Origin of the sequence: Bacillus sp. FSL W8-0920, assembly GCF_038593215.1 — a bacterium.
GTDB classification, from domain to species: Bacteria; Bacillota; Bacilli; order Bacillales; family Bacillaceae; genus Bacillus; species Bacillus pumilus.
In genome coordinates this window covers 208176-227371 of the sequence record NZ_CP151974.1, presented here as the reverse complement: position 1 = coordinate 227371, position 19196 = coordinate 208176, and the positions used below count along the sequence as shown (strand labels likewise).

General features: G+C 41.2%; 23 protein-coding genes and 2 pseudogenes. 7 read left to right on the top strand and 18 right to left on the bottom strand.

The window, feature by feature from the left end; translation table 11 throughout:
- Positions 1–171: 171 nt before the first annotated feature.
- Positions 172–511 (bottom strand): annotated as a pseudogene (locus NSS78_RS01315) (NucA/NucB deoxyribonuclease domain-containing protein); the annotation flags it as partial.
- Positions 512–624: 113 nt separating this feature from the next.
- Between NSS78_RS01315 and NSS78_RS01310 the strand changes: the two are divergent.
- A complete protein-coding gene (locus tag NSS78_RS01310; protein WP_003216908.1) occupies positions 625–801 on the top strand; it encodes a hypothetical protein in 177 nt (58 codons plus the stop codon).
- 30 nt (positions 802–831) lie between these two features.
- On the opposite strand, the gene NSS78_RS01305 is transcribed toward NSS78_RS01310, so the two are convergent.
- From NSS78_RS01305 to NSS78_RS01275, 7 genes are all read right to left on the bottom strand, one after another.
- Positions 832–1608: a sulfite exporter TauE/SafE family protein gene (locus NSS78_RS01305; RefSeq protein WP_137055170.1), complete on the bottom strand. Its 777-nt coding sequence runs from the start codon at positions 1606–1608 to the stop codon at positions 832–834.
- A gap of 58 nt (positions 1609–1666) precedes the next feature.
- Positions 1667–1897, bottom strand: coding sequence for a sulfurtransferase TusA family protein (locus tag NSS78_RS01300; RefSeq protein WP_044139185.1), 231 nt, complete (start codon positions 1895–1897; stop codon positions 1667–1669).
- Positions 1898–1930: 33 nt separating this feature from the next.
- On the bottom strand, positions 1931–3058 hold the full coding sequence (locus NSS78_RS01295) for an MBL fold metallo-hydrolase (protein WP_212046266.1): 1128 nt from the start codon (positions 3056–3058) through the stop codon (positions 1931–1933).
- Positions 3059–3072: 14 nt separating this feature from the next.
- Entirely contained in the window at positions 3073–3633 is a 561-nt protein-coding gene (locus NSS78_RS01290; protein WP_137055166.1) for a sulfurtransferase TusA family protein, read from the bottom strand.
- 47 nt (positions 3634–3680) lie between these two features.
- Positions 3681–4034 (bottom strand): rhodanese-like domain-containing protein, encoded by a 354-nt coding sequence (locus NSS78_RS01285; RefSeq protein WP_212046267.1) that lies wholly within the window; start codon positions 4032–4034, stop codon positions 3681–3683.
- A 14-nt stretch (positions 4035–4048) separates the two neighbouring features.
- Positions 4049–4531, bottom strand: a complete 483-nt coding sequence (locus NSS78_RS01280; RefSeq protein ID WP_012008766.1) for a DsrE/DsrF/DrsH-like family protein — start codon at positions 4529–4531, stop codon at positions 4049–4051.
- Between the two features lie 123 nt (positions 4532–4654).
- A complete protein-coding gene (locus tag NSS78_RS01275) occupies positions 4655–4915 on the bottom strand; it encodes a metal-sensitive transcriptional regulator (protein ID WP_003217059.1) in 261 nt (86 codons plus the stop codon).
- Positions 4916–5096: 181 nt separating this feature from the next.
- Here NSS78_RS01275 and NSS78_RS01270 point away from each other — a divergent pair, with 181 nt between their 5' ends.
- Positions 5097–5603, top strand: coding sequence for a hypothetical protein (locus tag NSS78_RS01270; RefSeq protein ID WP_212046268.1), 507 nt, complete (start codon positions 5097–5099; stop codon positions 5601–5603).
- A 141-nt stretch (positions 5604–5744) separates the two neighbouring features.
- Here the strand turns inward: NSS78_RS01270 and NSS78_RS01265 are convergent, their stop codons facing one another.
- On the bottom strand, positions 5745–5954 hold the full coding sequence (locus NSS78_RS01265) for a hypothetical protein (protein ID WP_050943391.1): 210 nt from the start codon (positions 5952–5954) through the stop codon (positions 5745–5747).
- A gap of 452 nt (positions 5955–6406) precedes the next feature.
- Between NSS78_RS01265 and NSS78_RS01260 the strand changes: the two are divergent.
- From NSS78_RS01260 to NSS78_RS01240, 5 genes and pseudogenes are all read left to right on the top strand, one after another.
- Positions 6407–6898 (top strand): annotated as a pseudogene (locus NSS78_RS01260) (thioredoxin domain-containing protein); the annotation flags it as partial.
- An 84-nt stretch (positions 6899–6982) separates the two neighbouring features.
- A complete protein-coding gene (locus tag NSS78_RS01255; protein WP_335350033.1) occupies positions 6983–8470 on the top strand; it encodes a thioredoxin domain-containing protein in 1488 nt (495 codons plus the stop codon).
- 152 nt (positions 8471–8622) lie between these two features.
- Entirely contained in the window at positions 8623–9393 is a 771-nt protein-coding gene (locus NSS78_RS01250) for a SurA N-terminal domain-containing protein (protein WP_061406581.1), read from the top strand.
- A gap of 225 nt (positions 9394–9618) precedes the next feature.
- Positions 9619–10953, top strand: coding sequence for a glycerol-3-phosphate transporter (gene glpT / locus NSS78_RS01245; protein ID WP_050943401.1), 1335 nt, complete (start codon positions 9619–9621; stop codon positions 10951–10953).
- Between the two features lie 92 nt (positions 10954–11045).
- A complete protein-coding gene (locus NSS78_RS01240; RefSeq protein ID WP_106032883.1) occupies positions 11046–11927 on the top strand; it encodes a glycerophosphodiester phosphodiesterase in 882 nt (293 codons plus the stop codon).
- A 39-nt stretch (positions 11928–11966) separates the two neighbouring features.
- Here NSS78_RS01240 and NSS78_RS01235 read toward each other — a convergent pair whose 3' ends face one another.
- The 9 genes from NSS78_RS01235 to NSS78_RS01195 all read right to left on the bottom strand — a co-directional run bounded on the left by NSS78_RS01235 (position 11967) and on the right by NSS78_RS01195 (position 19193).
- Positions 11967–13355: an amino acid permease gene (locus tag NSS78_RS01235; RefSeq protein WP_212046270.1), complete on the bottom strand. Its 1389-nt coding sequence runs from the start codon at positions 13353–13355 to the stop codon at positions 11967–11969.
- 218 nt (positions 13356–13573) lie between these two features.
- Complete coding sequence (locus NSS78_RS01230; protein WP_212046271.1) at positions 13574–14332, bottom strand: DUF4097 family beta strand repeat-containing protein; 759 nt, start codon at positions 14330–14332, stop codon at positions 13574–13576.
- Positions 14333–14356: 24 nt separating this feature from the next.
- Positions 14357–15040 carry a bacitracin ABC transporter permease gene (locus NSS78_RS01225; protein WP_212046272.1) on the bottom strand — a complete coding sequence of 228 codons (684 nt, stop codon included), beginning with the start codon at positions 15038–15040 and terminating at the stop codon, positions 14357–14359.
- 50 nt (positions 15041–15090) lie between these two features.
- Positions 15091–15723, bottom strand: a complete 633-nt coding sequence (locus NSS78_RS01220) for a TetR/AcrR family transcriptional regulator (protein WP_212046295.1) — start codon at positions 15721–15723, stop codon at positions 15091–15093.
- A gap of 303 nt (positions 15724–16026) precedes the next feature.
- The gene (locus NSS78_RS01215) at positions 16027–16971 is read right to left on the bottom strand and encodes an alpha/beta hydrolase (RefSeq protein ID WP_212046273.1); all 945 of its coding nucleotides are present in this window, start codon (positions 16969–16971) and stop codon (positions 16027–16029) included.
- Positions 16972–17026: 55 nt separating this feature from the next.
- Positions 17027–17326 (bottom strand): hypothetical protein, encoded by a 300-nt coding sequence (locus NSS78_RS01210; RefSeq protein WP_106051021.1) that lies wholly within the window; start codon positions 17324–17326, stop codon positions 17027–17029.
- On the bottom strand, positions 17323–17538 hold the full coding sequence (locus tag NSS78_RS01205; RefSeq protein ID WP_342468268.1) for a helix-turn-helix transcriptional regulator: 216 nt from the start codon (positions 17536–17538) through the stop codon (positions 17323–17325). The genes NSS78_RS01210 and NSS78_RS01205 overlap by 4 nt, the downstream gene beginning before the upstream one ends.
- A gap of 190 nt (positions 17539–17728) precedes the next feature.
- The gene (locus tag NSS78_RS01200) at positions 17729–18334 is read right to left on the bottom strand and encodes an ABC-2 transporter permease (protein ID WP_212046275.1); all 606 of its coding nucleotides are present in this window, start codon (positions 18332–18334) and stop codon (positions 17729–17731) included.
- Positions 18312–19193 carry an ABC transporter ATP-binding protein gene (locus tag NSS78_RS01195; protein ID WP_212046276.1) on the bottom strand — a complete coding sequence of 294 codons (882 nt, stop codon included), beginning with the start codon at positions 19191–19193 and terminating at the stop codon, positions 18312–18314. Before NSS78_RS01195 ends, NSS78_RS01200 begins: the two co-directional genes overlap by 23 nt.
- Positions 19194–19196 lie beyond the last annotated feature (3 nt).

Below are 19196 nucleotides of genomic sequence, written 5' to 3'. Positions count from 1 at the left end.
GCTTTAATTAACATTAAAGCGGATACCCCTAGAATGAGTAATCCTATTTCTTACAGATTGATTACTACCTCTACAAACAAATGATTCACCTCATTTCTTTTTTTTTGTGTTACCTATTGTTGCAAAGTCATATTCTACATACGCTTTGGCTTGATTCAAAGTTTCATAACCCTAATCAACAACAAACAATACGGCCGTTCCATCTTCGTATTCACTTAGTTGATGAGATACCCAAGATCCCGCACCTCGATTATCTGCTGGAGATATGTATTCTATATCGGCTCCTGCGCCGCCTTCTTCACACATTGCCATAGGGAACTCGTCTCGGTCATATCCTCTTTTTGTTGGTATGTTTTTCAGTGATTCTTCTCTATTTTCATCGGCACCTTCTCTATCAATCGTGCAGACATCTGAAGCTCCCTTCTTTATAGCATTTTTTTATGTGTCGTGCTGTTTCTGGATACTTATCAGCCGGAAACTTCAATTTCACATCATACTGAGCATCCTTCACGGTGCTTCTTTTTTGTTAAAAAGACCCAAACACCCATTGACCTAACCAGCACGATCCCCTATAATTCATATTAATATAATAGGTTTTTAAGACTTTAACTGGAGTGGTGATATATGAAGCGCTGGCCCTCACTGTTTGCCGAACGCTGCCCTAAATGTAAAACAGCATTAGAAGTCTCTAAGTCCAATGCCCTGCAAGGCAAAGTCGTGAAAACATGCCCCAACCTTCATTATCAAAAAGAGTTTCACCCAGCCCTTGAAACATATATCGAGCACGATGATGTCAAATAAAAAAGACCAACACGTTTGCTGGTCATTTCTTTATAATAAATCCAGCCAAATTTTGACCGCTGTCGCTGTAATCATCACAGCAAGTACCCATTGCAAGTAGACGGCATTGATTTTCTGACCGACCTTAGCACCAATCGGAGCGGCTATTAAACTTGCCAGCATCAGCACAACCGCAGGAAGAAGCATGACTTGACCCGTCAATATCTTTCCAGTCGATGCGCCTATCGCAGATAGAAACGTAATCGCAAGTGAGGACGCAATCGTCATCCGGACAGGAATTTTTAAAATAGACAGCATCACCGGTACCAATATAAATGCTCCACCCGCGCCTAGCACCCCGGAAACACTGCCAATCACAAAGGCTATACCTGCCGCAAGTCCTTTATGAAAAGTGACTTCTCCCTCTGCATCTGCACGCTGTCCCTTTTTTGGAATCAGCATGAGGACCACAGCCACAATTGCAAGCAATCCATAGACGAGATTCATCCCATTCTCTGGCATAAAGTGAGAGACATAACTGCCTAATAAGCTGCCCGCCAATATACTGCTCCCCATATATAAAATCAAAGTCCGATGTAAAAATCCGCTTTTACGATAGGCCAATACCCCACCTAGCGTCGAAAAAAGCACTTGGATGGCGCCAATCCCTGATACCTCGTGTGCCGATAGTGCCATCACACCGACCAGTGGCGGGATATATAGCAGCATAGGATAGTTGATCACAGATCCCCCGATCCCCACCATTCCTGATAAGAAGGAACCAATACATCCGATGATAAAAAGTGTAATCAAAAATGCAAAATCCACGCTGGTCTCCTCCTTTGCAAAAGGAAAAGGGGATCTTCAGCAGATACCCCTACATCCTTTAGGACCCTTTTCTCACCCAGAACTTCAGCACATGTCCTTCTTCCGTCTGCGTGATCAATTCATGTCCGCTTGACTTCGCCCATGCTGCTAAGTCAGCTTTAGCCCCTTTATCTGTTGCATGTATTTCTAACACTTGACCCTCCGTCAAGTCATTCATTTTTTTCTTCGTCCGAATAATCGGCATTGGGCATGCAAGCCCTGTGACGTCTAATATTTGATCTGATGTCATTTGATTGTTCCTCTCTTCTTATTTTATTGGACATTACCGAATCGCACAACGGTTTGGACCAATTTCCATTTCACGCTGCGCTTCATCATCTGGACTCAGCTTCCCCATATTGGTTTGACGAATGTCTTGATAGGCGTTTGGCTGTGCAGGCAGATTCTTCGTGACCATTTGTCTAAATACGTCATCATCTTCAATATTCAGTCCATGATTTTCTTCAAATAGAACGCCTAGCTCCTTCCAAACGCTTCCGTCTTCATTGACTTCATCCATGATCATAAAATGCGCTGGTAGCACAATCAATTCTTTCGAAAGTGCTCCATATCGGTCATAAAGTGTTTCTCTCAAATCACCTACCCAGTCCTCCGCCATTCCAGCGAGGTCAGGTCTTCCAATCGAATCAACGAACAAAATATCACCTGAAAGAAGATATTGATGATCCACGATAAAGGATGTTGACCCAATCGTATGCCCCGGTGAGTAAAGGGGATGAATGTCAATGGTAGCCGCTCCAATCGTTATGCGCTGCCCTTCTTCAAGTCGGTGATACTCAAAGATCACTTCTTCTGCATCTTTTGGCGGCAGCCAGTAGCTAGCACCAGTCTGTTCAGCCAGTTTCTTCCCGCCAGAAATATGATCTGCATGAAGATGAGTATCCAACACTTGGGTTATAGAGACATGATGTTTTTTAGCAAAACGGGTATAGACATCCGTCATTCTAGCTGCATCTACAATTGCGGCTTCTCCATTCGACATGATCATATAAGACAAACATCCCTTGCCCATTCGCACAAATTGATACAGCTCTCCACCGCCGCTTAAATCACCGATCTTCACTGGCTCTAGATGCTCACTCCACGCCTTCATACCGCCTTCTAAATAATGGACCGTTCTGCCCGCCTCTGACAGCATCTCCGCGATCATAATAGAGGAGCCTTCCTTGGCACAAACCACCAACACTTCACGATCATGAGGAATGTCATGCAAAATGCCCTCTACTCCTTCAAGGAGATCAAAATAAGGCACATTCATATGAACGATTGCTTCCCCTTCGATCTTCCAATCCTGAACATCCGCTTGATTTCGCACATCTAGCAAAAAGAGCGGTTCCTTGCTCACGATCTTTTTTGTTAACTGCTCTGCGTTCATCGCTGTTACCGTCATGTTTCATTCAGCTCCTATTTTTCAATCGCTCCTGTCCAGCTATTCATGCCTGGCACGATATTCATCAATTGATGAAATCCTTGTTCTTTTAACTTTTGCGCAGCTAATTCACTTCTTCTGCCTGAATGACAGATCAGGTAAATGTCCGTCTCCCGGCTCAATTCCTCCGCACGTTGTTCAACCTCACCAAGAGGAATATGAACAGCTCCTGGAATATGCCCCGCCTCGTATTCATCCAGCTCTCGCACATCTAAAATAAACAAAGATGGATCTTCTTTTACTTTCTGTTGAAAAGTCTCCAAAGACATTTCCGAAATCATGGACTTCCCTTCTTTCTCTTGTTCTCCGCCCTTACGAATCAAATGATGAAGCACCTGGCCTTCTACTTTTGTTCCTAAAAATTCGTGACCGGCACTTTTTGACCATGCCGCTAGATCCGCTGATGATCCTTTATCAGTAGCCTGCACTTCAAGTACGTCTCCTGGTAAGAGCTCATTCATTTGTTTTTTTGTTTTCACAATCGGCATCGGGCATGCCAGTCCTTTTGCATCTAAAATGACAGTTGGTTGCTGCATGTCATGTCCTCCTTCATATAGGGGTGGGGGTATATTTTGTTGCGCATTTAATACCAAGCATTCATGCCACCCTTGATGTTTGTAATCTGAGTAAATCCTTGCTTCTTCAATATTTTCGCTGCCTGCATACTTCTCATCCCGCTTTGACATATCACATAGACCTCTTCATTTTTCTCAAGCTGAGAAGCTCGATCCTTCAAATGAGGCAATGGAATGTTTTGAAAGCCTTTGATATGATTTGTTTGAAATTCACTAGGAGAGCGCACATCAATGAGCTGTTGACCTCTGCTTTTCAGCTTCTTTTTCATATGAGCTGCATCCATTTGCTTCACACCTCGAACCGGCAGAAAGCGGCTCACGAGTAATCCAATTACGATGATGAGTAAAATCGTCTGCACCATCCTGCTTCACCTCACTAGATAAATAAATTCACACGTCCAATTTCAGCCTCTGCTAAATATGCCGCTACACCAGCATATTGAATGTCATCTAATAATTCTTTCTCCTGTAATCCTAAAAGATCCATCGTCATTGTACATGCCACGAGGTTAATATCCTGCTCCTTCGCCATCTCAATGAGCTGCGGCAAGGTCATGGCATTGTGCTTTTTGATCACATGCTTAATCATTTTCGGTCCCATTCCCGCAAAATTCATCTTGGAAATCCCCATGCGATCAGCCCCGCGCGGCATCATCTTGCCGAACATTTTTTCTAAAAATCCTTTTTTCATCGGTACCATCTCATCCTTACGCAAGGCATTCAGTCCCCAAAACGTATGGAAAATGGTCACCTCATGATCATAAGCTGCTGCACCATTGGCAATAATGTAAGCTGCCATCGCTTTATCATAATCTCCACTGAATAACACAATCGTCGTGCGTTTTTTCTGTTCTTCCATTCTGCTCCTCCTTCAACAATTACCTATGGGGGTATATAAAAATAAAAAATATATACATATACCGGTAAGGGTATATTACATCAAGTAAAAAAATCCGTCAACCTCCAAAGGCTGAGGAATTTCTTACCGGCTTTTCACCAATAGCTCAACTGCCTCTTTCACAAGACCTTCCGTATCTTTGCCTTGTTCAAGACTTTCACGAACACATTGCTCAAGGTTTGTACTCACAATCACACCCATTGCCCGATCAATGGCATTACGTGATGCAGACAGCTGCGTGACCACCTCGCGGCAATCCTTGCCCTGCTCCATCATCGCAAGAACCCCTTTAATCTGCCCTTCAATCCGGCGAAGACGATTCTTCATCTGCTGATTATATTCCAATTTAATCACTCCTTTCTATTCTTTCTATGACAGATAGTATACCCTAAGAGGTATTTAGTCAAACGACTTATCCTTTTCTTTTATAGAAAACGAATGTGAAAAGAATTGCACATTCCACCATTTATTGATAAAAAGTAATTAATCAACGAATAAGAAATCATTGAAGAAAAGAGGGCAACCCATGACTTTACAGCATTATATTGGATCAGGCAAAGAACTGCCGCTTGGTACCATTGGTCAAAATCCTACCTATAAACCACTCTCTGAACTCAATATCGAATTGTTTGATAAAATACAAAAAAAGCACAAAACCTATCAAAAAGAAGATCCTTTGATAGAAGTATTTGAAACAGAAGAGGATTTCGAAGGCATTCACATTGATTATCTAGATCCTGTCTATGAAGCGGTAAGAAACAAATTCACGCATCCTTTTGTTTATGAATTGGACATCATTCATTCTCTTCGTGCACTTTTTCAATTCATTAAAAAAGAGCTGTCAACAGGAGAAACCATCGAAATCTATTCTTGTCTAAATGAGCTCGAAACGAAAGAAAAGGATGATCAATTGGATGTAGAAATTGACCTAAGCAAAAAACGGTTTGGAAAACACATCAATTTTAAAGGGATCGATGAACTGATTGATATGTTTGAATTAGAAAACCTACAATATGTACTGGTGAAGAAGTAGAGGAGAATTGACAAGTTACATCAAAATGCTGTGTTATTAGAGATTGTAGAAGCGTAACCTTGGTTAAGCAAAGATCATTTGAAGTTATTAATAGAAAAGCGAATATAATTGTAACAGGTAGTTGAAGGAACCAAAATCCCCTCAATTACCTCTTTGCAGATCATCGTAAACTTTTTCAAAAATCTCTATTGGTATTGAATACTTCGTTGTTTTATCATTACGGTAATTAACCACTATATCAATGTGATGTTGCTTTTTTTCAAATTCAATAATTGAATTCTCCCATCTATCTCGAACGGATATGACACAATTACCGTTTTTCTTTTCCTTTTTCTGATAAACATAGTCCATTTTATCTCTCCATTCTTATTATTTAGTATTAGATAGGTGAATTGACGTCACGTTTTAAATCAGTGATACCCAAGAAACATGAAGATAAAGAAGCTAAATGTGGTGAGTAAGTTTAAAAACGTATAAAGATAATTTCTACTATAAATACTTAATATAATACCAACTGGACCTAATAGATAATTCAATAACCATAATCCACTTCCATATCCAAATATCAAATTTGGGCTCCATAGTAGAACACCTATTACAAAGCATAGAAGTGATAACCGTCTCATTATTTTTTTAGACATTAGAACTCCTTCGAATTTTAAAATTGTAGGATGTTTATTCAGTTTCCAAATATATAAATAACCTATATTTTAACAAAATGATACACTTAAATAATGACTTAGTCTCTACTCCTTAAGAAATTTAAGATGAAATTAAACTAATGATGAAAAAGCAGGTGACCCATGCCAAACAACCAAACACCCAACCCACTCATCACTGAAAAATCGCCATACCTCCTTCAGCACGCCCACAACCCAGTTCACTGGTACCCGTGGGGGCAAGAAGCCTTCAACAAAGCCAAGCGTGAAAATAAACCAGTGCTTGTCAGCATCGGTTACGCCACTTGTCACTGGTGCCATGTCATGGCACACGAAAGCTTCGAAGATCAGCAAGTCGCTGACATCTTAAATGAGCATTTCATTTCGATTAAAGTCGATCGTGAGGAGCGTCCAGATATCGACTCGATGTATATGTCTGTTTGTCAGATGATGACGGGGCAAGGCGGCTGGCCGCTCAACGTATTTGTCACGCCTGATCAAAAGCCTTTTTATGCGGGGACGTATTTTCCAAAGAGAAGTGCTTACGGGCGTCCTGGCTTCATCGAGGCACTGACACAATTGCTGGACGCATATCACAACGATCGCGATCATATCGAATCATTGGCCGAGAAGGCGACAAATAATCTGCGGATCAAAGCAGCAGGGCAGACAGAAAGTACGCTCACTCAAGAGGCGATCCACAAAGCCTATTATCAGCTCATGAGCAGCTTTGATACGCTGCACGGCGGATTCGGCTCCGCGCCAAAATTCCCTGCACCTCATATGCTTTCATTCTTGATGCGCTATTACGAATGGACCGGGCAGGAAAATGCGCTATATGCAGTCATGAAAACGTTAGATGGAATGGCAAATGGCGGTATATACGACCATGTCGGTTCAGGCTTTTCTCGTTATTCAACAGACGAAAAATGGCTTGTGCCTCATTTTGAAAAAATGCTGTATGATAACGCCTTGCTGATGGAAGCCTACACAGAAGCGTATCAGCTCACTCAACAACCTGAATATAAAAAGCTTGTCCACCGCCTGATCCACTTTATCAAGCGAGATATGATGAATCCGGGCGGCTCCTTTTATTCAGCGATAGATGCAGATTCTGAGGGGAAAGAAGGACAATATTACGTTTGGTCAAAAGATGAGATCATGACTCATTTAGGCGAGGATCTCGGCGCATTATTCTGCGCTGTCTATCACATCACAGAAGAGGGGAACTTTGAAGGGGCGAACATCCCTCATACCATTTCAACCTCTTTTGATGACATTAAAGCCTCTTTTTCGATTGATGACCATACGCTACAGTCTAAGCTGCAAGAAGCCCGGCACATTTTACAATCTGTCAGACAGCAGCGACCTGCACCGCTTGTCGATGACAAGGTGCTCACATCATGGAATGCACTGATGGCCTCTGCGCTCGCCAAAGCAGGAAGGGTATTTGGTGCAGAGGAAGCGATCCGTATGGCGAAACAGGCGATGTCTTTTCTAGAAACACACCTCGTCCAACATGAGCGGCTCATGGTCCGCTATAGAGAAGGAGACGTAAAGCATCTCGGCTTTATCGAGGATTATGCGCATATGCTAAAAGCGTATATGTCTTTATACGAAGCGACCTTTGAATTAGAATGGCTGAAAAAAGCGACAGCCATTGCCGAGAACATGTTTGAGCTGTTTTGGGATAAGGAAAAAGGGGGCTTTTTCTTCTCAGGATCAGATGCGGAAGCGCTCATCGTTCGAGAAAAAGAAGTATACGACGGCGCCATGCCTTCTGGCAACAGCACCGCACTCAAGCAGCTTCTCATGCTAAGCAGACTGACCGGACGTCAGGACTGGCTGGACACATTAGAGCAAATGTTCAAAGCCTTTTATGTCGATGTCTCTTCCTATCCAAGCGGGCACACAGCGTTTCTGCAAGGGCTCCTCGGTCAATATGCAACGAAAAGAGAAATCATCATTCTCGGGAAAAACGGCGACCCCCAAAAAGAACAGCTTTTACAGGCGCTTCAAAAACGATTCATGCCCTTTGATATCATATTGACTGCCGAAACAGGGGAGGAATTAGCAAAACTTGCGCCCTTTACAAAAGATTACAAAACGATCGATGGCAAAACCACCGTGTATATTTGTGAAAACTACAGCTGCCGCCAGCCAATCACCAATATCGACGAAGCGATGGAACAATTATTCCACGATTGAGTCTGTCATAAGATGACTATGAGAAGACAAAATGAGGACAAACAGATAAAAAACATGTCAATCCGCTAACAAATTGTCTGTACGGTTTTATTTTTCCTAAAAAACGGTTAGAATGCGCACTAGATGTTCTCATACCGAAGGGAGAGAAAATGATGAAAAAGGTATCATACACACTCATCGCTTGTTTGTTATCTGTTGGGCTTGCAGCCTGCTCGTCAAACGATGCCAAACAAGATAAGCAAAACGACTCAGCTAAAAACAAGGAAACAACACAGGCTGACCAAAAAGAACAGCAAAAGCAAATGGAAGAGATGCAAAAGAAATTAGACGCACAAAAAATCGATGATCAAAAGGTCGTTGCGACCGTCAACCAAGACAAAATCACAGGTAATGAATATAATAGCGCTCTATCAACCATTCAAGGACAGCTTCAGCAATCTGGGCAAGACCCAACATCTAAAGAAGGCGCAAAAGCAGTTAAGAAACAAACCATTGATGCGCTCGTAGGTCAAGAGCTTATCCTGCAAGATGCTGAGAAGAAAGGCATCAAAGCCTCTGACAAGCAGGTAGATAAACAGCTAAAAGAAGAAAAGAAACAATTCAAAGACAACGCTCAATTTGAAGAAGCCCTTAAGAAAAGCGGACTCACAATGGATCAGCTGAAAAGTGACATTGCCGACAGCATCAAATACAGCCAGTATGTCGACAAAGAAATCAAATCAGCCTCCGTCTCTGAAAAGGATGTTAAAGCGTACTATGATCAATACGCAGATGAAATGAAAAAACAAAAGCAAAAAGCACCAGAGTACAAAGAGGTTAAATCACAAATTAAAAAACAGCTAGAATCTCAAGAAAAACAGAAAGAAGTACAAAAAGAAATTGAAAAACTAAAGAAATCTGCGAAAATTAATGTGTCTCTGTAACAGCTAAGAAAAATCCGCCATTGTGCGGATTTTTTTTCGTTACTTGATGAACTATTTTTCCAAAATAATGACAAAAGCCTCATCATAAACGTCTCTTCCATCCGATATGATGGGAGTACAAAAGAAAGCGTTATCAATTCTTTTGTCTCTTAAAAAGTACAAGATCAAACGCTGATCTCGTACTTTTGCTTCAGTCAATCGGACAACGACAAGAGGAGGATCTTTATGTTCAAATGGTTTAAACCCGCTCCGCATATCGACAGGCTCGATGATGCCAAGACAGATGAGACGTATAAGCGGCTGCGGCTGCAAGTCTTTTTAGGCATCTTTATCGGGTATGCGGGCTACTATTTGCTACGAAAAAATTTCGCTTTTGCTATTCCTTATCTACAGGAAGAAGGGTTCACGAAAAGTGAATTAGGCTTTGTACTCGCAGCTGTCTCTATCGCCTATGGCTTTAGTAAATTCATCATGGGGATGATCTCAGACCGCTGTAACCCAAGATACTTTTTAGCCACCGGACTCTTTCTTTCAGCCCTTATCAATATCCTATTTGTCTCATTTCCATGGGTGACGTCAAGTGTATGGATCATGTTCTTATTCATGTTTTTAAACGGCTGGTTCCAGGGCATGGGGTGGCCGCCATGCGGACGGACGATGGCGCATTGGTTTTCGGTTAGTGAACGCGGAACGAAAATGTCCATTTGGAACGTCGCTCACAATATTGGCGGGGGAATTCTTGCACCGCTCATCACCTTAGGGATCGTGCTGTTTGCGACGTGGAAAAGTATCTTTTTCTTCCCTGCCATCATTGCTATTATCGTCTCCTTCGTGATCATTCTTCTCGTCCGGGATACCCCGCAATCCGCTGGTCTTCCGCCAATTGAGGAATATCGCAATGACTATCCGGCACAACAATATGAAGATCAAGAAAAAGAATTAACAGTGAAAGAGATTTTATTTAAGTATGTACTCAACAATAAATTCCTTTGGTATATCGCCATTGCCAACGTCTTTGTGTACTTCGTCCGTTACGGTGTCGTGGACTGGGCGCCGACCTACTTAACAGAAGCAAAGGGCTTTTCACCAGAGCATTCGCGCTGGTCATATTTTCTTTATGAATATGCAGGCATTCCTGGCACATTATTGTGCGGCTGGATCAGTGACCGCTTCTTTAGAAGCCGCCGTGCACCAGCAGGCGTCCTCTTTATGGCTGGGGTGTTAATTGCGGTGCTTGTTTACTGGTTAAACCCTGCTGGCAATCCAATGGTCGATAACATCGCCCTCATCAGCATCGGCTTTTTAATTTACGGACCTGTCATGCTCATTGGACTTCAAGCCATTGACCTCGCTCCGAAAAAAGCGGCTGGCACTGCGGCTGGACTCACAGGCTTCTTCGGCTATATTGGCGGCTCTGCCTTCGCCAATGCGATGATGGGCGTCGTCGTGGATCATTACGACTGGACAGGAGGCTTCATTTTATTGGTTGGTTCTTGTGTGCTTGCGATTGTCTTCCTAGCGATGACATGGAATACAGGGAAGCGCGTAGAGCAAGCTTAATGAAAATCATATAAAAGATTCATATCCACCCAACATGCCCTTTACATCTATTTCTTATGATGAAGACAGTTACCGTTAAAGGAGGATAAAATATGAAGAAAAGTAGATTACTTGCTTTCGTGTTGCTCTCTTTTGCTTTACTGTCTATTGCGTGGGTGCCGGCCACCGTATCGGCACATGAACATCTTTTATCTCCAGATCGTATTCTAACCGTTGCACATCGCGGAGCATCAGGGTATGCACCAGAGCATACCCTGGCTTCTTACAAACTCGCCACAAAGATGAATGCGGATTACCTCGAACTCGACCTTCAAATGACAAAGGATGGACATCTCATCGTCATGCACGATGAAACCGTTGACCGCACCACAAACGGAACAGGCTGGGTCAAAGACCTCACACTTGCCGAAATCAAACAGCTTGATGCCGGTACTTGGTTTAATGAAGTCAATCCCGACAGACAAAATGCCAACTATATCGGACAGCGAGTCCTCACATTAGATGAAGTGCTGCGCTATTTCGGCAAACGAGAAAATTATTATATTGAAACAAAAAAACCAGACATCTATCCGCAAATGGAAGAAAAGCTATTGGCGACCCTAAAAAAACATCACCTCCTCGGGAAACACACAAGAAAAGGGCAGGTCATTATCCAATCCTTTAGTCAAGACAGCCTGCTAAAGCTACAGACATTAGCTCCACGCCTTCCAAAAGTACAGCTTTTAGACAGAACACAAATGACGTCCATCACAGATGATCAGCTCGATTTCATCAAATCTTATGCAGTGGGTGTCGGACCGAATTTTAGAGCATTGACACTTGAAAACGTACAACAGGTCAGAAGCCACGGACTCCTCCTCCACCCATATACGGTCAACAATGAAGCCGACATGACCCGTTTACTGCAATACGGCGTCACCGGTCTTTTCACCAACTTTCCAGATGTCTTTAACCGTGTAAAAGCTTCACTCTAAACAAAAAAAGCCTTGCGGTCCATCCCGCAAGGCCTTTGATTATTTTACCGTTTGATCAGAAGAAGCTGTTTCGATCGGCTTCCGTTTCCCGATCCCAAAAACATAGAAGCTAAGCGCTACTACAATTAAGAACCCAATTGCCACAATCAGAGAAATACGCGTATCCTGATTAATGAGCATAAATACAAGCACCATTAGTAAGAAACCAATTGTAAGATAATTAGAAAACGGAGCTAGCGGCATTTTGAATGGATGCTGATCAAGCGCAGATCCTTTCGCCTTTCTAAAGCCGATATGACTAATCAAAATCACAAACCACGGCACCATACCAGGAAGTACACTCGCACTATACACATAGACGAAAATGTTTGGTGGCGAAACATAATTGAGGACAACTCCTACCGCTAGACCAATCAGCACAGCGAATGTCCCAAAATACGGTACACCATTCTTCGAAATTTTGGTGAAGAAAGCAGGCGCCTGTCCATTCACACCTAATGTATAAAGCATACGTCCCGCACTGAAAATCCCACTATTACAGCCGGACATCGCTGCTGTAATGACGACAAAGTTAATAATACCAGCGGCTGCTGTAATCCCAATTTTCGCAAACGTCGCCACAAATGGACTGCCAAGGGTATTCAGCTGATCCCAAGGATACACTGTCACAATGACAAAGATCGCACCGATATAGAAAATCAAAATACGCCAGATGATACTTTTGATGGCATTGGTCAGCGTCTTTTCTGGATTTTGTGCTTCACCTGCTGTAATCCCAATCAGCTCTACACCCTGATAGGCAGCAATGACGAGCGACAACGCAAACAAGAATCCGGTAAACCCACCTGTAAAGAACCCGCCGTGCGCCCACAGATTAGACAAGCCAATAGGCGTCCCGCCATTTCCAAATCCAAAGAAAATAATGCCTAGACCTGCAATGATCATTAAAATAATCGTCACAATCTTGATCATTGCAAACCAAAATTCGAACTCACCGAACGATTTAACCGAAATCAAGTTGGCGGCTCCCAAAATAATCATCGCAATTAATCCTGGAATCCACGCTGGCAGCTCCGGAAACCAATATTTCATATAAGCGCCTACGGCAATAATTTCCGACATCCCAACAATGACCCACTGGAACCAGTTACTCCAAGCTGTCATATACCCCGCAAGCGGATGAATATATTGATGACCAAATGTAGCAAATGAACCTGTACTCGGTTCAACGTACAACATTTCTCCCATCGCACGCATAATAAAAAAGATAAAGATACCACATACTGCGTACGCGAGAAGAACCGATGGACCTGTCCATTGAATGGCCTTGGCTGACCCCATAAATAAGCCAACACCAATCGTGCCGCCAAGTGCGATCATTTGAATATGGCGGGCACTTAACCCTCTCTTTAATTCCTTTTGAGCCACTTTTCTTCCCCCTCATCAACAAACAACATAAAAAATAAAAATCAGAATGTTCATTCTGATTGAGAAACATCAATCTTTCGATGTATATTATCATAATAAATCTACCCTTAAAAAACAATTGTTTTTTTGAGAGAAACACTATTATCAAAATATTCCGACATAAAGAGATGCTCAAATTGTTTTATATTGATATATTGAATCAAGGGATGAAAGTCATTTCAAAGCTGATGACGTAATAAAAACTGACCGCCTCTTATATCAACCTCAAAGGATCGCAGTCCATTTTTATGCACCATTTTGTCCTTCTCTCGATGACAAGAAAAGTCATTCCGGAAAGCACCGGATCTTTTCTTTACATAACAAGTAAACCCATCATTTTCCGGTATCGTCACTTTAACATTTGCTCCAGTTGAAGTAGATTTAAGTGAATTTAGCATGTTTGTAGAATGAATCTGCATCCTTCTACCTGTTACATGCAGATCAACGTCAGAAAAGGCACCCGACAACTCAACTTTTGACGATGTGGCGTGCAGTAATAATCTTTTTGCGGTCAGTTGCCGACTAGAAATAAGCCCACCTACTGTCTCTAAATGGAGATGCTTGATTTCACCTGATAGCATTGCTTTTCCAGACGTTAAATGACAAGAGGCATTTTCCACCTTCAATCTCTCTGCCTGAAGATTTGCTCCTTTACAACGAATGGAAATGGACTGTAATTGTTGTTTAGGGAGAAAAATAGCGACATCAGTTTTATAAAGTTGAAGCCCAAAGCTGAGTATTTTTTTCCGTCTATCTTGAATGAACAATCGTCCATCTTTTACCTGATGATGCATCAAATAACGCTTTGGAAACACTTGATTGGTCGTTTGACGAATGATGAGATAAGGATGATCATGGTGTTGAATACACACCTCTCCGAGCAGCCAATCCAACGATAATTCTACGACCGATTCTTTAATTTGAATCGTATGCTCCATATGTCTCCCTCCTTGTATACTCGCTTATCTCGCTTGAAGCCGGGTCATGCGGCCCCATAACTCCAAGATCACAATGAGGACAGCGAGCATCATGACTCCTGACAAAATGAAATTCATTTGATCATTTCCATAAACAGCGATTAATACGTTTCCTAAAACAGCACATAGAACAATCGCAGTCAGAATGGTCATGAAAGTAGACCTCTTCATTACCCCCACTCTCATCGCAATCATGCCAACACCATTGATACAGCAAGTAAACACTAGGTACGATTTGATTACAGTGAACATCACATCAGCTGTCAGCGCATCTTGAACTATAGGGAAGAATGTTTCAGTGACACTAAACACAACAAATGAAGGAATGATACTACACAGCATGACAATTGTAGAAAAGCACAGCATCCAAACCATTCTCGAAAGGAGAGATGACTTCATACTTAATGAATGAGATTCATGTTCTTTCAATGCAGTCACTATTACTCGACAATACATCATGGCTGTGACGATCGAAAAAAAGATCATCCATACTATACTAGTCAACAAATAAATATTCGGATATTGCTGAAAACCTATTTCCTGTTCAACCTGTGCAACAAACGCGACAAAATAAATAAACACCAGCAGTACAATACTGATAATCATACTAGCTTGAATATAATGTTTCATATGACTTTTTCTTAGCTCAAGTTTTACGAAGTGAAGCATAAGGGATCCTCCTATGAAATGAATTTTGCTTTTGACTCTTTTCTGGCCATTTAGGTTCCAGGCTGATCATATCCACCAATCCCAGCATAATGCGCTGTGACCTTTTGAATAAATAGATCACTCACCACATCCACTCCGAGACCTTTCATCATCTTTTGTAAAAACAGTAAACGCTGACTAGTTTCCTGCTCATTACGAGCAAATAGCGTTGGGTTCAGCCATATATTGACGAGAAGCATAAACACTTCTGCCACTTCACCAGGAAAAGCAGTTGTCATCGAACCATCCTCAATTCCTTCAAGAATCAGCTGTTTGATTTTAAGCGCATCCTGATTGACGCCTGCCTTCATCCCTTCAACCACAAATTGCGGGTTTTTGATCTGGTCAACCAAGATCCCATCAATCGAATGAGATTTTGGATCTGCCACTAGCTGCTCTAAAATACGCTGCAGCTTCTCTTTTGCATGCGCTGCCACTGTATGCTCAATCAGATCTTCAAGCTTCTCAGTCGCATGACGAAATTGCCTCTCCATCACGGCACGTAATATTTCTTCCTTCGATTTGAAATGATGATAAATAGCCCCTTTAGACATGTTCAATTCTTGGATGATATCCTGCAAACTCGTCTTTTCGAATCCTTTTTCCTGAAACAGCTTTGTCGACACATCTAAAATTTGCTGGATTGTCTTTTCTGGATATTTATTTCTGGCCAAATAAAACGCCTCCTTTTACATACCGACCGTCGGTATGTACATTTGTATTTTTCATTATAAACTGTTCTTAAAGATTTGTATAGAATAAAAAAGAGACCGCTCACACGGTCTTCTCAAGCTATAAATTCACAGGAACATCCGGCAATGCCAAATCCTCACTTCCCCCACTATCTCAGGCACCCGCCTCATCTGTTCTTAATCATAAAACAAATCAACACGCCTGTTTTGATTCAATAACCTTGGGTAACTATACGATGTGGAGGGGGCATATCACTAACGGTGACTCTCGATGTTAGATAAAAATTCTCTAAAATCAGCTGCAATTTCCTTTGATTTCGTATGATGCAAATAATGGCCGCCTTTGAAAGTAACTACTTTGCCGTGATCTACATTTTTCAATAGCTCTTCATGCATTGATTTCCAGCTTGGTGTTTCTTTCTCCGTTTGATCCGCTAGATAGAAAACAACGGGGAGATTCTTAGGGAAATGTAATCGTTGAGCGTTTTTAAAATTGTTTCTAAAGTTTTCTGCCTCACTAGCTTGGCTTTCATCCATGAAATTTCGGAAGGTCAGCATTTTAATCTGATCTTTCGTTCGATCATCTACTTTAGGCATCACCAGTTGATCTGGATTCACTTTCAATAACAATCTGTAAAGGCCAGATTGATTGAGCAGTTGCAAACTGGAAACCGGCAATTCATCCGTTTCCTGCTTAGGAACACTATTATCAATTCCAACAAATGCTTTCACTTCTTTTTCATATTGATTCACATATTCTAATCCATAAATGCCAAAAATCGAATGCCCCATCAACGTATACTCATTAATGTTGAGCTTCTGCAAACATTCATGAATCTCATCTACAATGTTTTGACTTGTCCGTGCTTTATCTGTATCGTCACTTAAACCATAGCCAAATGGTTCAATTACTACGACTCTATAATAAGGTGATAATTCATCTACTAGCGGCTTAAAATCTAGCACTGGCGAAGCAGTTCCATAGCCTGGCAGAAGTACAATCGTTTCTTTCCCATCGCCTTGAATGAGCACATTCATTTGCTTCCCATCCACCAAGACCTTTTGCCCATAAGCTTCTATTTTCCCCTTCTCCCGTTCATTACTAATGAGGTTTACAAAATAAACAGTAGCTAGAAAAACAACCATGACCGTGATAATGGTACATATAGATATCAGCATGATTCTCAATATTTTTTTCATTGGTTTTCTCTTCCCTTCATGATGAAGAACTCTAGCCTACATCCATCGATGAAAATTAATATTTTCTTTCACAATAGATGATACCGATTGTATTTGCGCAAACACTTGATACATACATAAATGTAATGGCTATATAAAACCATTCTGTTGGAGATGAAAATTGATGGACTAAAGATTGAATGATAACAACTAATAGATAAGCTAAAGCAACACCTACAATAGAAAAACTTCCGGCTTTCGCTAAAATAAATTGACCCCGTTCATCCTGCTTATATTCACGGCTTTTCTTATATTGAAAGGCCGTACTTAAGATAGAAAGGATAATCAGAGAATAAAGTATGATCGTCGTCATCATCGTTGTTCCTCCTTGTCGACCTCTTGAAATACGTCATATAAATCAACTTCAAATGTTCTCGCAATTTGAAATGCTAGTTTTAAGGACAAAGAATATTTACCATTTTCAATCGCTGCCACAGTTTGACGAGTCATACCTAACTTCTCTGCCAAATACTTTTGTGTCCAGTCTTTTTCTGCCCGTAATACCTTAATTCTATTTTTAATCTCCATTTCAAATTCCTTTCTTAAAGGATGTTTTATTTAACATAATGTTAAAAATAATTAACATTATGTTAAATAACGATAACCTCTTTTCTTCTGTATGTCAATTTCACATGAATCAAAAAAATAAGAATCACCCATTTGAAAAATGCTTCCTCAAAATGAGTGATTCTCTATCAATGTTAATATGATATTTGCATTAAAATACTTTTCTTTGGTAAATAGCGGTCGAAAGTCCCCAAGACATGAGGTAGATCAACATGATGAGCACAGCTGATCCAGTATATAAAATCGGAATCGATACATTCATCACAAAATCAGTGATCACGCTGAAATGCTCTGCTAAATAAGCCATAATCGGCGGCCCTATACCAGATAAAATGATAAAGACAATGATCACTGCCGTTGAGATATAGCCGGGTTTCAGAATATAAAACAAAGGAAATGTAAACGCCGCAAACAGTAAAAACAGCCCGCTGCCAAGTGCGATATCCATCATCGTAAACAGCTTCCCAAAACTAAATAAAGCAGCACTTGTCAGCCCGATCGCAATCACCATAAAAAAAATGGCACCAAGATAACGTGATGCGATAATTTCTTTACGTGTATAAGGCAAAGAGTTTAATAGGATATTCGTTTCTGCCTTCTCATCGTACGCATATGTGTTAAAAGGTATGAAGAAACTGGCGACGAGAAACGTCAATGCCGGAGGCACATCCATGAAAATAAAAAACAAGATAAACGGAAGAAAAATAATCAGCTGTTTCTTTTGCAAAATCACATCACGCTTCATTAAATGAAACATGCTCTACACCGCCTTTCAAATAAAACATGATATCCTCAAGCGATGCCCGTTCAATCACAACATCATCTCCAAAAATATGCTTCACTTCACCAATACGATCTGTTAATGCTTCAAACCCTGCTGCTGTACGTTGAATATGGACAAAGGCTTTTTCAGTGTCTCGATCCAACAAATCCAAGCTTCCCTTCACAAGCGCATAATTCTCCGCTACCTCATGAATCGACTGTTGAAAGACCAATTTTCCATTTTGTATAAACGCTATATAATCCGCGATGCGATCTAAATCAGTCGTCATATGCGTCGAGAAAAAGATCGTTCGATTTCCATCAATCATCAATTCTTGTAACGTACCGAGCAGCTCTCTTCTAAAGACCGGATCCAACCCAGCAGTTGGTTCATCCATAATAATCAGCTCTGCATGATGCGATAGTGCAATCGCAAGTGACGCCTTCATTTGCATCCCTTTTGAAAATGTTTTGATCGCTTTATTCAGTGGCAGACCAAACTGTTCAATATATTGATAAAAAAGCTGGTCATCCCAGCGTTTATAGGCAGGTGCCACAATTCGTTTGATGTCTTTTAAATTCAATCCTGGGAAAAAAACGTTAGCATCGTAAACAAAGCCGATTCGTTCCTTAATCTCTTTTTCATGGGTGCGATAATCTAAACCGAAAATTTTAACCTCACCCGAATCTGGTTTTAACAAATTCATAATCATTTTAATCGTGGTCGACTTACCAGCGCCATTTTCTCCAATAAACCCTGTAACAAAGCCTTTTTTGACCTGTAAATCAAGATTCTGAACAGAAAAGTCCTTGAATCGTTTTGATACTCCTTTAAATTCAATTACATGCTCCACTCG

Coding starts and splice junctions, on each gene's coding strand:
- NSS78_RS01255 (WP_335350033.1), top strand. CDS start 6,983: ATGAGCAGCTTTGATACGCTGCACGGCGGATTCGGCTCCGCGCCAAAA.
- NSS78_RS01210 (WP_106051021.1), bottom strand. CDS start 17,326: ATGATGACGACGATCATACTTTATTCTCTGATTATCCTTTCTATCTTA.
- NSS78_RS01240 (WP_106032883.1), top strand. CDS start 11,046: ATGAAGAAAAGTAGATTACTTGCTTTCGTGTTGCTCTCTTTTGCTTTA.
- NSS78_RS01300 (WP_044139185.1), bottom strand. CDS start 1,897: ATGACATCAGATCAAATATTAGACGTCACAGGGCTTGCATGCCCAATG.
- NSS78_RS01230 (WP_212046271.1), bottom strand. CDS start 14,332: ATGGAGCATACGATTCAAATTAAAGAATCGGTCGTAGAATTATCGTTG.
- NSS78_RS01205 (WP_342468268.1), bottom strand. CDS start 17,538: ATGGAGATTAAAAATAGAATTAAGGTATTACGGGCAGAAAAAGACTGG.
- NSS78_RS01285 (WP_212046267.1), bottom strand. CDS start 4,034: ATGGTGCAGACGATTTTACTCATCATCGTAATTGGATTACTCGTGAGC.
- NSS78_RS01295 (WP_212046266.1), bottom strand. CDS start 3,058: ATGACGGTAACAGCGATGAACGCAGAGCAGTTAACAAAAAAGATCGTG.
- NSS78_RS01265 (WP_050943391.1), bottom strand. CDS start 5,954: ATGGACTATGTTTATCAGAAAAAGGAAAAGAAAAACGGTAATTGTGTC.
- NSS78_RS01310 (WP_003216908.1), top strand. CDS start 625: ATGAAGCGCTGGCCCTCACTGTTTGCCGAACGCTGCCCTAAATGTAAA.
- glpT (WP_050943401.1), top strand. CDS start 9,619: ATGTTCAAATGGTTTAAACCCGCTCCGCATATCGACAGGCTCGATGAT.
- NSS78_RS01215 (WP_212046273.1), bottom strand. CDS start 16,971: ATGAAAAAAATATTGAGAATCATGCTGATATCTATATGTACCATTATC.
- NSS78_RS01280 (WP_012008766.1), bottom strand. CDS start 4,531: ATGGAAGAACAGAAAAAACGCACGACGATTGTGTTATTCAGTGGAGAT.
- NSS78_RS01290 (WP_137055166.1), bottom strand. CDS start 3,633: ATGCAGCAACCAACTGTCATTTTAGATGCAAAAGGACTGGCATGCCCG.
- NSS78_RS01200 (WP_212046275.1), bottom strand. CDS start 18,334: ATGTTTCATTTAATGAAGCGTGATGTGATTTTGCAAAAGAAACAGCTG.
- NSS78_RS01270 (WP_212046268.1), top strand. CDS start 5,097: ATGACTTTACAGCATTATATTGGATCAGGCAAAGAACTGCCGCTTGGT.
- NSS78_RS01225 (WP_212046272.1), bottom strand. CDS start 15,040: ATGCTTCACTTCGTAAAACTTGAGCTAAGAAAAAGTCATATGAAACAT.
- NSS78_RS01250 (WP_061406581.1), top strand. CDS start 8,623: ATGAAAAAGGTATCATACACACTCATCGCTTGTTTGTTATCTGTTGGG.